Below are 11,857 nucleotides of genomic sequence, written 5' to 3' on the forward strand. Positions count from 1 at the left end.
CCCCGCCCGCGCCGCCCGTGTCGCCCACGCGCCCCGGCGTGGTGGCCCTGGCCGCCTCCACGGGCGGCCCGGCCGCGCTCTTCCGCCTGCTGTCAGAGCTGCCCGCGAGCTTCCCCGTGCCCCTGCTGGTGGTGCAGCACATCGCCATTGGCTTCAGCGAGGGCCTGGCGCAGTGGCTGCGCACCGCGGGCCCCTTGTCCGTGAAGGTGGCGGAGGATGGCGAGCCCCTGCTCCCCGGGCACGTGTATCTGGCGCCGGATGATCGCCACCTGGGCGTGCGGGGCGAGGGCCGGGCGGAGGTCTCCCGGGCCGCGCCGGTGAATGGCTTCCGGCCGTCCGCGACGTGGATGTTCCGCTCGGTGGCCCGCGCCTATGGGCCCGCGTCGTTCGCCGTCATCCTCACCGGCATGGGCCAGGATGGCCTGGAAGGCGTGCGCGAGCTCCACGGCGCCGGAGGCCACATCCTGGCCCAGGACGAGCAGTCCTCCGTCGTCTACGGCATGCCCGGCGTGGTGGTGGGCGCCAACCTGGCCCACGAAGTCGTCGCCCTGCCCGACATGGCGAGCAGGCTCTCCCTGGCGCTCCGGGGTACTCCGGGAGTCTGAGTTACACGCTCCAGAATATTGGATTCTGGAACATCCGCAGGAATCGCCCGGCGTCGGGATGGCCCTGTGTCCGGGCGGTGTCATGATGGGGGCACATCCCCAGCCAGTTCTCCCTCATGGCAGCTCGACTCCCCGCTTCCCTCGCCACCGTCTTCTCCGCGCTCCCCGACCCGTCGTACGTCCTGGACGACACGGGACGGGTGCTGGTGTGCAGTCAGGCGGGCGCGAAGACAGTGGGCCGGCTCCCCCAGGAGCTGGTGGGCAGGCACTGGGGTGAGCTCGGCTTCCCACCCGAGGAGCTGGCGCGACTGGAGACGGCGCGCGCGCGGGTGATGCGCCTCCAGGACACCTGCGAGCTGGAAGCGCCCTGGGCCACGCAGGCGGGCCTCCGGCGTCACGCGCTGGTGCTCAGTCCGCTGCCCTCGGAGGATGGCGGGCCGTGCTGCGTGCTGGTGACGGCGCGCGCCCTCACCGACGCGGAGGCCGTGTTCTCCCGCGCCATGGAGCTGGAGCTGGCCGCGCGGGCGGAGGTGGAGCAGGCCGAGCGCCGCCGCTCCTTCCTCTACCAGGCGATGACCACGCTCTTCACCCACCCGCCGGACCCGCAGGGCATGTACACGCTGCTGGCGCACCTGACGGTGCCGGACATGGCGGACTGGTGCCTGGTGGACGCGCTGGAGCAGGGCCCCTGGGTGACGCGCGTGGCGGCGGCCTGCCTGGACCCGACGCAGCAGGAGCGCGCGGGCGCGCTGCCGACGCGCATCGAGCTGCGGGACGACGCCCCCGTGGGCCTCTTGCGCGTGCTGCGCACCGGGGAGCCGGAGCTGGTGCCGGCGGTGACGGACTCGCTGCTGCGCGCCGCCGCCGCGGAGCCCGCGCACCCCGCGCTGCTGCGGCTGCTCCAGGCGCGCTCGTACATGATTGTGCCCCTGCGCGCGCGCGGCCACACGCTGGGCGCCGTCACCTTCGTGTCCTCGGGCTCCGGGCGCCGCTATGGCCCGGACGACCTGGCGCTGGCGGAGGACCTCTGCCTGCGCGCCAGCCTCGCCATCGACAACGCGCGGCTGGTGGGTGAGTCCCGGCGCGCGGCGCGCGCCCGGGAAGATTTGCTGGCCGTGGTGTCGCACGACTTGAAGAACCCGCTGGGCGTGGTGCAGCTGGGCGCGGCGCTGCTGCTGCGCGGCGCGGGGGCGAAGCCGGGCGGCGAAAGCGTGGCCAAGCAGGCCACCCGCATCCAGGACGCCACCGAGCGCATGTCGCGCCTCATCTCCGACCTGCTCGACTGGGGCCGGCTGGAGGCGGGCGGGCTGCCGCTGGAGTGGGGCGAGCACGGCGTGGCGGGGCTGCTCACCGAGGCGCTGGACTCCATCCGTCCGCTGGCGGAGGCCAAGGGCCTGCACCTGTCCGTGGAGCTCCCCGGCGCGGACGTGCGCGTGCGCTGCGACAAGGTGCGGGTGCTCCAGGTGCTGGGCAACCTGCTGGGCAACGCGGTGAAGTTCACCACCACCGGAGGCGACCTGATGCTGGGCGCGCGGGCGCGCGGCGGCGAGGTGTCCGTCCACGTGCGCGACACCGGCGCCGGCATCGACCCGGACGCGCTGCCCCACATCTTCGACCGCTACTGGCAGGCCCGCGACGCGGCCAGCCGCGGCACCGGGCTGGGCCTGGCCATCGCCAAGGGCCTCGTCGAAGCCCACGGCGGTGGCATCCAGGCGGAGAGCACCCTGGGCGAAGGCAGCGTGTTCACCTTCACCCTGCCCTCCACGGGCGGCTCGGCGTCGCTCCCGGCACCACCGCCGCTCGGGCGCGGGGCCACGGACGCCTGAGCCCGCGGGGCGCCGCGCCGAATTGCCGCCACCTGCGCGTCCGTGCAAGGAAGCCGCATGTCCTTCCTGCAGCAGGCGCTCGTGTTCCTCGCGGCGGCGGTTCTGGCGGTGCCTCTCTCGCGGCGGCTCGGGCTGGGCTCCGTGCTGGGCTACCTGGCGGCGGGCGCGGCCATTGGCCCCTGGGGGCTGAAGCTCATCAGCGACGTGGAGCACATCTTCCACGTGGCGGAGCTGGGCGTGGTGCTGCTGCTGTTCGTCATTGGCCTGGAGCTGCGCCCCAGCCGGCTGTGGGCGCTGCGCCGCTCCGTCTTCGGCGTGGGCGGCGCGCAGGTGCTGCTCACCGGCGCGCTGCTCGCCGGCGTGGGGCTGCTGTGCGGCCTGCCGCGGGGCGCGGCCATCGTCACGGGCTTCGGCCTGTCGCTGTCCTCCACCGCCTTCGCGCTGCAACTGCTGGCCGAGCGCAACCGGCTCACCACGCCGTATGGCCAACTGGCCTTCGGCATCCTCCTCTTCCAGGACCTGGCCGTGGTGCCGCTGCTGGCCCTGCTGCCGCTGCTGGGCGACGGCGGCGCGCCCTCCCCCAGCCCCGTGTGGCTCATCCTCCTCATGGACGTGGGTGTGCTGGTGGCGGTGGTGCTGGGCGGCCGCTACCTGGTGCGCCCGGTGTTCCGCGCCGTGGCGGCCACCCACAGCCAGGAGCTGTTCACCGCCACCGCGCTGCTGCTGGTGGTGGGCACCGCGTCGCTCGTCAACGCGGTGGGCCTGTCCATGGCGCTGGGGGCCTTCCTCGCCGGCGTGCTGCTGGCGGACTCCGAGTACCGCCACGAGCTGGAAGCGGACCTGGCGCCCTTCAAGGGCCTGCTGATGGGCCTGTTCTTCATCAGCGTGGGCATGTCGGTGAACCTGAGCCTCATCCTCCAGAAGCCGCTGCTCGTCTTCGGGCTGGTGCTGGGGCTGGTGGCCCTCAAGGGGGCGGTGCTCTACGGGCTGGGGCGGATGACCCTGGGGCAGCGCGAGCCGGCGCTCGACCTGGCCGTCGTCATCTCCCAGGGCGGCGAGTTCGCCTTCGTGCTCTTCTCGCTCGCCACCGCTCAGCACGTCATGGAGCGCTCGCTGTCGGAGCTGCTCGTGGTGGTGGTGGGCCTGTCCATGGCCACCACGCCGGTGCTGTACGCCGCGCACGAGCGCTGGGTGCGCCCGCGCCTCAAGCCGAAGTCCGCGGGGCGCGAGTACGACGTGGCGCCCACGGAGGACAACCCCGTCATCATCGCCGGCTTCGGCCGCGTGGGGCAGGTGGTGGGCCGCCTGCTGCGCGCCAAGCGCATTGGCTTCACCGCGATTGACGCCAGCCCGGAGCAGATTGACTTCATGAAGCGCTTCGGCAGCCAGGTCTTCTACGGGGACGCCTCCCGTCTGGACCTGCTGCGCGCGGCCCGCGCGGACAAGGCCAAGGTGTTCGTGCTCGCCATCGACGACGTCGAAGCGTCGCTGCGCACCGCGCGCGCGGTGCGCCAACACTTTCCTCACCTCACGCTGTTCGCCCGCGCGCGCAACCGCGTGCATGCCTACCAGTTGTTGGACCTGGGCATCGAACGGGTGATGCGTGAGACGTTCCTGGACAGCCTGGAGCTGGGCACCGAGGTGCTCCAGGAGCTGGGCCTCACATATTCAGAGAGCCGGCGCGCCCGGGAGCGGATGCTGGAACACGACGAGCGCCTCCTGCGCGAGACGGCCCGGTTCCACCGCGACGAGCAAAAGCTCGTGGAGTTGGCCGACAAGGCCCGCAAGGAGCTGGAGAGCCTCTTCGAGAAGGACGAAGCGGAGCACCCCGACAGGAGCGCGTGAGCCACCGCGTGCCTGACTTTCTCCACCCTCCCTCGAAAGTGACTTCCTGAAATTCTTGTTTCACCCCGTGTTGCATCCACCCGGGTCGCATTCCTCTGTCACGGGTGCACCCTGGAGGGGGCGGTCGCCTCCCTTCCAGGCAACGGGCGTGACGCGCGGTGTGCCGATGCCTGCCTGGCATCGCGCGGGGCGGAGAGCGGGGTATGGTTCCATCCCCACCGCCGAAACCGAAGAGGCATGCCCCCCACCCCCGCCAAGAAGCGCCAGCGTCCTCTGACCGAGCCGTCCGCCGAGGCACCGTCCCCCGAGCTGCTGCAGACGCTGCTGGAGGCGCTCCCGGACGCCTTCTTCCTGCTCGATGCGCGGTGGTGTCTGGCGTACGTGAATCCAGACATGGCCCGGCTGCTCGGCGGCGCGGCGCGGTTGCAGGACGACGTGCGCCGGGTGTGCCCGGAGCTGCTGGAGCTGGGCCGTCACCTGCGCTTCGAACAGCCCGTGGCCGAGCAGCCCTCCGTCCGCTACGAGCACGCCTGGCCGGAAGCGGAGACGTGCTTCGACGTGCGCGTGCGCCCGGTGGAGGGCGGCCTGCTGGTGCACTGCCGCGACATCACCGAGGAGCGCAAGACGCGCGAGGCGCTGCGCCGCAACGGCGAGGTGTTCCGCGCCATCCTGGAAGGCACCACGGACGCCGTCTACACGAAGGACCTGGACGGCCGCTTCACGATGATGAACGCGGCGGGCGCGAAGGCCGTGGGCTACCGCTCCGAGGACGTGGTGGGGCGCACGGACCTGGAGCTGTTCGACCCGGCGGTGGCGCGCACCAACGCGGCGAATGACCGCGAGGTGTTCGCCTTCGGCCGCACCGTCACCTACGAGGACGCGCAGCCGGGCGTGGAGGGGCCGCGCGTGTGGCTGTCCACCAAGGGCGTGCTGCGTGACGGCGAGGGCAAGGTGTTCGGCCTGTTCGGCATCAGCCGCGACATCACCCAGCGCAAGTGGGCGGAGGAGGAAGCCCGGCGGCACTCCGAGTTCCAGGAGCAGCTCATGGGCATCGTCACCCATGACATCCGCAGCCCGCTGGGCGCCATCATGAACTGGTCGCGCGTGCTCGCCGCGGGCGGCACCGACGAGGACGCGCAGCGCACCAGCCAGCGCATCGCCACCGCGGCGGTGCGCATCGAACGGCTCACCCGGCTGCTGCTGGACTTCACGCGCACGCGGCTGATGGGCGGCGTGGCCATTGAGCCCCGGCCGGTGGAGCTGAAGGATTTGGCGGCCAAGGTGGCCCACGAGTTCGGCGTGGCCTTCCCCCAGCGCACCGTCCAGGTGGACCACAAGGGCAACACCCAGGGCGTCTGGGACCCGGACCGGCTGGCGCAGGTGACGTCCAACCTGGTGGAGAACGCGCTCAAGTACAGCCCGCCAGAGACGCCAGTGCGGCTGACGGCGCACGGGCTGCGCACCCAGGTGGTGCTGGAGGTGCACAACGCCGGCCGCCCCATCCCGGACCACCTGCTGCCCCACCTCTTCGAGCCCTTCCGCGGCGGCCCGCAGAGCTCGCGCACGCTGAAGATGAGCTATGGGCTGGGGCTCTTCATCGTCCGGGAAATCATCCAGGCGCACGGCGGCACCATCGAGGTCCGCTCCGACGAACTGGAGGGCACCACCTTCACCGTGACGCTGCCGCGCCGCTCCATGCCGGCCCGGCCGCCCATGCCTCCCACCGGCGGTCCGCGCGACTAGTCCAGGTAGCGCCGCAGCAGGGCCACCAGCGCGGCGCCGTCGAAGGGCTTGGCCACGAAGTCATTGCAGCCGCTGTTGAAGCACGCGCGCACGCTGCGCGCCTCGGCGCTGGCGCTGCAGAGGATGATGGGCGTGCGCCGCGTCGGCTCCCGGCCGCGCAGCACCCGGCACGTCTCCAGTCCGTCCAGGTGCGGCATCAGCACGTCGAGGAAGACCAGGTCCGGCCGCTCCTGCTCCGCGCGCGCCAGCGCCTCCAGCCCGTCCCGCGCGACGATGGCGTCGTGCCCCAGCTCCGCCAGCAACATCCGCTGGAGCAGCAGGACGGTGTCCGAGTCATCCACCAGCAGGACCTTCTTGCGCTTCGGTGCGCCTGGCGCTGTCACGGGCGCACCTCCGCCTGGCACAGCTGGCGCAACTGCATGAGGCGCGGTGGGCCCATGCCCAGGAAGCGCACCCCCATGCCATAGGGGTGGGACACGCCGCCACGAGGCGCGTAGGCGTGGGCCCAGGCCACCACGCCGTGCGTCTCCAGGCGCTCACCCAGGGTGGGCAGCAGGATGTGCAGCGCCACCGCCGTCCCCGCCTTCGCCGGCACCAGCGTGCGCACCAGGAGGCCGCCGGGGCTCAGCGCGCTGGACACACCGGAGCGCCACTCCGCGCCGCGCGGCCCCGCTTCACCGAAGGACACCGGACAGCAGAAGCGCACCCGCGCCTCGGCGCGCAGCGAGGCCTCCTCCCGCCCCAGCAGCGCGTGGATACGGGACAGCAGCGAGGCCGGACGCACCGGCGCGGCCGCGTCCAGCGTGAGCGACGGCACCCCGGCCAGCAGCGGCTGTATCCGCGAGGAGGGCAGGCCCCGCGGCGTGCCTGGCGCGCCCTGCCGCGACAACACCAGGTCGGGCCGCTCGCCGTGTTCGGCCACCCGCGCGGCGCCACCGCCCACGGTGGCGCTGTAGAGGATGCGATGGCCACACGCCTCCAGCAGGGCGCCCAGCCCGCTCCACGCCAGGGGGCCACTGGCGCCGGCCAGCAGCAGCAGGCGCGAACGGGCGCGGGACGCGCGCACCTGCGCGGCCGGGACGCCTTCGCCCGCCAGCAGCGCCAACCGCGCGCGCAGCTCGTGCGTCCGCAGGGGCGACAGCAGGCAGTCCTCGACGCCCTCCGCGTCGCCCACCTCGAGCACCTCGGCGGGCGTCTCCGGCTCCGCCACCAGCACCACCGGCGGACCGTCCAACCCCAGGCGCAGCTTCAGCGCGCGCAGGCCCATCCCCGCGCCGGCCACCAGCTGCCGCCAGTGCACCAGCACCAGGGAAGGCCGCGTGTGCTGCACCTCCAGGAAGGCGGACTCCAGGGAAGGCACCTGCGAGGACACGCAGCGCAACGGACGCAGGGCCCGTGACAGCGCCAACCAGGATTCGCTCGTGGCCCCCACGCACAGCACCCGCGGCGTTGCTTCCACCCGCCCTGGTGAAGGACGCACGCGTCCTGGAGCCGTCATCATGCGGAGCCTCCCTGGTCTTCATCCCCCCCGGCCCGCCCCACCGCGCTTCTCACCCTACGACTTCGAAGTATGAGAAACGGCCACTCGACGAAAATCCCCCTGGGTCAGATTCCGTGGACAGATGGGGAATAAAGGACAGAGGCCACCGACCGGGGCCCCGGGCGGTGTCCGCGGCGGCACGAAGCGGCGTCAGACGCGGGCGACGTTGACGCCCGAGTCAACGGCCTGCAGGTCGTCCCCGAAGCGCACGTCCAGCGCGACACCCTCAGGGGGCTCGTAGGGCGCGCGCCCCACCTGCGCCGTGCCGAAGCGGGGCAGGAAGGGCGCCACCACGTACGAGCGGAAGCACCAGCCGAAGAAGCTCACCGGCTTGAGGGCCGGCGCGATGGCGGTCTGGATTTTCGCGTGGGCCTCGGGCAGCAGGCTCCAGTGCAGGCCCGGCGTCTCATGGTGCACGGCGTGGAGGCCGTTGTTGAAGAGGAAGAAGTTGATGAGGCGGCCGGTGAAGCTGCGGCTGTGGTCGTGCTCGCTCCAGGGGTCCGTGTGGACGTGCTGGATGTAGTTGAAGAACATGATGGTCCACAGCGAGAAGAGCGCGGGCACCAGGAAGGCGAATGCCCAGATGCGCGCGCCGCCGGCCACGCCGTGCATCGCCATGGCCAGCCCCAGCAGCGCCGCGTGCGTGCCGCCCCAGACGGCGTACTGGGTGAGAATCTGGCGGTACAGCGGGCGGTTGCGCGCGCGCGCCTTGTCGATGAACGCCTTCGTCGGCTCCTGCTGCCAGTACGTGGAGACGAAGGGGAAGAGGAAGGCCACCAGGAAGTTGTGCTTCTTCGAGTAGCGCCAGGTGATGGTGGCGTCGCCCGCCTTGTTCACGAACTTATGGTGGTTGAGGTTGTGCGTCGGAATCCAGACGAAGGTGGGGTATCCGTAGAAGAGCGACAGCCACATGCCCATGGCCTCGTTCAGCTTCCGGTTGCGGAAGGTGGGGCAGTGGTTGTGGTTGTGCGCGATAACGCCCGCCGACAGCGCCAGGTAGCACGCCAGTGGGCAGAGATAGGGAATCCATCCGGGCGCCACGTACATCGACAGGGCCACCACGGGCATGGCCAGACACCACAGCATCGTCCGGCGGTCAGCGGCGTAACGGAGCATGCCGGCCATCCTGACCCAGCCGGCGCCCCGCTGCCATCCACTCCCCCTGGATTCGAACACAGGTGGACGTCAGCGCACGTGGCGCCGCAGCAGCGCCAACATTCCCTCCAGCGGAGCGCTGGCGGTCGACAGCCCGGCCTCCTTCACGGCGCGTGGCATGCCATACACCACACAGGAGGACTCGCTCTCCGTGAGGACGGTGCCCCCGGCCTCGCGGATGGCCCGGGCGCCCGCGACGCCGTCGTCGCCCATGCCGGTGAGCACCAGGCCCACCACGTCCGAGCCCCAGCTCCGCGCGGCGCTTTCGAAGAGGACGTCCACGCTGGGGTGGTGCGGCGCGCGCAGCGGCTGCAGGTCCAACCGCGCGAGCGTCACCGGTCCATGGCGCTCCAGCCTGAGGTGCTGCCCGGAGCGCGCCAGCACCACGCGGCCGGGCCGCAGCTCCAGCCCATCCACCGCCTCCAGCACCTCCAGCGCGCAGTGCGCGTCCAGGCGCCGGGCCACCGCCTCCGTGTAGCCCGTGGGGATGTGGAGCGCGAGCGCCAGCGGCGCGGGGAAGTCCACGGGCAGCTCGGACAGCAGCCGGGTGAGCGCCTGCGGGCCGCCGGTGGAGGTGCCCACCACGACCAGGCTCTTCGCGGCAACGCGAGCCACCGGCGCGGCGGCGGGCTCCGGCGACGGTGCCGGCTCCCGCGGCGCGCGCGCCACCGCGCCCGCGGCCGTGCGGACCTTCGCCACCAGCTCGCCGCCCAGCTCATACAGCCGCTCGGTGGCGAGCGCGGTGGGCTTGTTCACCAGCTCCACCGCGCCGGCCTGGAGCGCGGCCACCGCCAGCTCGCTCTCCTCGCCCGCGCTGCTCACCACCACCACGCGGGGCGCGGCGGCGCTGGTGGTGAGCGCGCGCAGCACGCCCAGCCCGTCCAGGCCCGGCATCACCAGGTCCAGCGTGAGCACGTCGGGAGAGAGCTCGGCCACCTTCTCCAGCGCGTCCAGGCCGTCGCGCGCGACGCCCACCACCTCCAGGCCCTCCGCGCTGGAGAGCACCTGCCGCAGCACCTTGCGGGCGAAGGCGGAGTCATCCACCACCAACACGCGAATGGGAGACACCGCCGTCATGGCCTCGCCTTGGTATAGAAGAAGGCGCCGCGCCGCTCCTCGCAGTCGAGCGCGGTGCCGAAGCGCATCAGGGATTCGGAGGTCCCCACCAGCAGGTGCCCCCCGGGCGCGAGCGCGCGCGTCAGGGACTCCACCACGCCGCGCGCGGTGGAGTCCTGGAAGTAGATGAGGACGTTGCGGCAGAGGATGGCGTCGAAGGCGCCCAGCCGCGCCACCGCGCCGGCATCCATCAGGTTGACGCGCCGCCAGTCCACGGCGGCCACCAACTCCGGCCGCACGCGCGGGCGCCCCTCGCGCGTCTCCAGCCACCGGCCCTCCACGCCCGGAGGCAGCGCGCGCAGGGAGCGCAGGTTGTGCTCCCCGGCGCGGGCCCGCTCCAGCGCGCGGGCGCTCAGGTCGCTGGCCAGCAGCTCCACCCCGTCGAGCACGCCCATCTCCGCGAGCATCATCGCCAGCGTGAGGGGCTCCTCTCCGGTGGAGCAGGCCGCGCTCCACACCCGGGGCCGCCGTCCGGCGCGCACGGCGGGCACCAGCAGGTCCTCGGCCAGCACCCGCAGCGGCAGGGCCTCCCGGAAGAAGTACGTCTCGTGGACCAGCAGCGAGTCCACCAGCGCGTCCAGCGCCTCGGAGCCCGCCGGGTCGTAGCGGAGGAAATAGTAGTAGTCGAGCAGCGAGTCGAAGCCCGCGTCCAGCGCGCGCGGGGCCACCTTGTCGGCGAGCAGCTCCCGGTCCTCGGGGCCGTAGTGCAGCCCTGCGCGCTGCTCGATGAGCGCGGCCAGGATGGCGAACACCTGGGGAGACATGGGCAGTGAGAACATGGCGGTGGCGTCAGCGGCTCAGCACCAGCCGGCAGGCCCGCCGGACCTCGGGGTCCTCGTCCTGCGTGGAGGCGCGCTCCAGCGCCTCCCGGGCCTCCAACGTCCCCAGCGCCGCCACCGCCGGCACCGCGGCGCGCCGGCCCGCGGGACTGGCGGAGCCCAGCAACTGCAGGAGCGCGGCTTGCGCGTCCGAGCGGCGCATGCGGGCCAGCGCCGCCACCAGCAGTGGCGCGGTGAGCTCGTCCGCCGCCTCCAGCGCGGCCAGCAGCCCCGGCAACCGCCCCTCCAGGGGCAGCGCCAGCGCGCTCACCACCCGCTCGCGCAGCGTCATGTCCCCCAGCAGCGACACCAGGGCCTGCGTGGCTGGCACGCCGGGGCGCGTGGCGATGAAGCCCACCGCGGCGCTGCGCACGCTGTCATCGCCGTCACCCGCGGCGTGCAGCAGCGCGGGCAGCGTCTCCGGTGCTTCGTACTCCGCCACCGCGGACAGCGCGACGAGCCGGGTGGCGGCGTCCTCCGACTTCGCCGCCTCCAGCAGCACGGGCAGCGCGTCCGGACGCCGGCCCACGCCCAGCCCCAGCAGGGCGGCGCGCCGCACGTCCGCGTCCGCGCTGACCGCCGCGCGCTGGAGCGCCGTCATCGCGCTCTCCGTGTGCATGTGCGCCAGCGCGTCCACCACCGCCACGCGCACCTGGCCCGCGGCGTCGTCCGCGAGCGCGACGATGGCGTCCGCGGCGGCCTCTTCGTTCAACTTCCCCAGCGCCTGGCACGCGTAGTAGCGCACCCACGGGTCGCGGTCATTGAGCCCCCGCAGCAGCGTGGAGGTGATGCGCGCCTCCTTCTCCGTCTGCCCCAACGCGCGCATCGCCGCCGCGCGCGTGCGCTCCGACTCATGGTCGGCGGCCGTCAGCAGCGCGTCCACCGCGCGAGGGTCCTCGATGAAGGGCAGGCCGTAGATGGCCGCGTCGCGCAGGCGCTCGTCCGAGTCCCTCATGGCCTGGAGCAGCACGTCCAGCCCCTTCGAATAACCGAAGTAGGAGATGATGCGCAGCGCCGCGCGGCGCAGGCGCGAATCGGGTGAATGGGCCGCCTGCAGCGCCAGCTTCTCCGTGGCGTCGCTCCCCAGGGACTGGATGGCGCCCACCGCGGCCTGCACCACGCGCAGGTCCTCATCCACCAGCCGCTCGAACAGGGCCGGCACCGCGGCCGGGCTGCCAATGCGGGACAGCGTGTCCGCCGCCAGCGCGC

Annotated in this window: 10 protein-coding genes; 4 read left to right on the forward strand and 6 right to left on the reverse strand. The window is 72.8% G+C overall.

Going from position 1 to position 11,857, the window contains the following annotated elements; genetic code table 11:
• From HV824_RS31975 to HV824_RS31990, 4 genes are all read left to right on the forward strand, one after another.
• Window positions 1–605: CheB methylesterase domain-containing protein (locus HV824_RS31975; RefSeq protein ID WP_176424933.1), on the forward strand; the 605-nt coding region annotated here is incomplete at its 5' end.
• 116 nt (window positions 606–721) lie between these two features.
• Window positions 722–2,431, forward strand: coding sequence for an ATP-binding protein (locus tag HV824_RS31980; protein WP_176415906.1), 1,710 nt, complete (start codon window positions 722–724; stop codon window positions 2,429–2,431).
• A gap of 57 nt (window positions 2,432–2,488) precedes the next feature.
• Window positions 2,489–4,276 (forward strand): monovalent cation:proton antiporter-2 (CPA2) family protein, encoded by a 1,788-nt coding sequence (locus HV824_RS31985; protein ID WP_176424934.1) that lies wholly within the window; start codon window positions 2,489–2,491, stop codon window positions 4,274–4,276.
• 237 nt (window positions 4,277–4,513) lie between these two features.
• Window positions 4,514–6,019, forward strand: a complete 1,506-nt coding sequence (locus HV824_RS31990) for a PAS domain-containing sensor histidine kinase (protein WP_176415908.1) — start codon at window positions 4,514–4,516, stop codon at window positions 6,017–6,019.
• Here the strand turns inward: HV824_RS31990 and HV824_RS31995 are convergent.
• The 6 genes from HV824_RS31995 to HV824_RS32020 all read right to left on the reverse strand — a co-directional run.
• On the reverse strand, window positions 6,016–6,402 hold the full coding sequence (locus HV824_RS31995) for a response regulator (protein ID WP_176415909.1): 387 nt from the start codon (window positions 6,400–6,402) through the stop codon (window positions 6,016–6,018). The two genes, HV824_RS31990 and HV824_RS31995, sit on opposite strands and share 4 nt — an antisense overlap.
• Window positions 6,399–7,520, reverse strand: a complete 1,122-nt coding sequence (locus HV824_RS32000; protein WP_176424935.1) for a PilZ domain-containing protein — start codon at window positions 7,518–7,520, stop codon at window positions 6,399–6,401. The genes HV824_RS31995 and HV824_RS32000 overlap by 4 nt, the downstream gene beginning before the upstream one ends.
• 189 nt (window positions 7,521–7,709) lie before the next feature.
• Window positions 7,710–8,684: a fatty acid desaturase gene (locus HV824_RS32005; RefSeq protein ID WP_176415911.1), complete on the reverse strand. Its 975-nt coding sequence runs from the start codon at window positions 8,682–8,684 to the stop codon at window positions 7,710–7,712.
• A gap of 60 nt (window positions 8,685–8,744) precedes the next feature.
• A complete protein-coding gene (gene cheB, locus HV824_RS32010) occupies window positions 8,745–9,791 on the reverse strand; it encodes a chemotaxis-specific protein-glutamate methyltransferase CheB (RefSeq protein ID WP_176415912.1) in 1,047 nt (348 codons plus the stop codon).
• Window positions 9,788–10,609 carry a protein-glutamate O-methyltransferase CheR gene (locus tag HV824_RS32015; protein ID WP_176415913.1) on the reverse strand — a complete coding sequence of 274 codons (822 nt, stop codon included), beginning with the start codon at window positions 10,607–10,609 and terminating at the stop codon, window positions 9,788–9,790. The genes cheB and HV824_RS32015 overlap by 4 nt, the downstream gene beginning before the upstream one ends.
• 10 nt (window positions 10,610–10,619) lie before the next feature.
• Window positions 10,620–11,857: HEAT repeat domain-containing protein (locus HV824_RS32020; RefSeq protein WP_176424936.1), on the reverse strand; the 1,238-nt coding region annotated here is incomplete at its 5' end.

The organism is Myxococcus sp. AM009 (assembly GCF_013372605.1).
In the GTDB taxonomy this organism is placed as follows: domain Bacteria; phylum Myxococcota; class Myxococcia; order Myxococcales; family Myxococcaceae; genus Myxococcus; species Myxococcus vastator.

Excerpts from the sequence above, each read along its gene's own strand:
- HV824_RS31980 (WP_176415906.1), top strand. The coding sequence starts at position 722 with ATGGCAGCTCGACTCCCCGCTTCCCTCGCCACCGTCTTCTCCGCGCTC.
- HV824_RS31985 (WP_176424934.1), top strand. The coding sequence starts at position 2,489 with ATGTCCTTCCTGCAGCAGGCGCTCGTGTTCCTCGCGGCGGCGGTTCTG.
- HV824_RS31990 (WP_176415908.1), top strand. The coding sequence starts at position 4,514 with ATGCCCCCCACCCCCGCCAAGAAGCGCCAGCGTCCTCTGACCGAGCCG.
- HV824_RS32000 (WP_176424935.1), bottom strand. The coding sequence starts at position 7,520 with ATGATGACGGCTCCAGGACGCGTGCGTCCTTCACCAGGGCGGGTGGAA.
- HV824_RS32005 (WP_176415911.1), bottom strand. The coding sequence starts at position 8,684 with ATGGCCGGCATGCTCCGTTACGCCGCTGACCGCCGGACGATGCTGTGG.
- cheB (WP_176415912.1), bottom strand. The coding sequence starts at position 9,791 with ATGACGGCGGTGTCTCCCATTCGCGTGTTGGTGGTGGATGACTCCGCC.
- HV824_RS32015 (WP_176415913.1), bottom strand. The coding sequence starts at position 10,609 with ATGTTCTCACTGCCCATGTCTCCCCAGGTGTTCGCCATCCTGGCCGCG.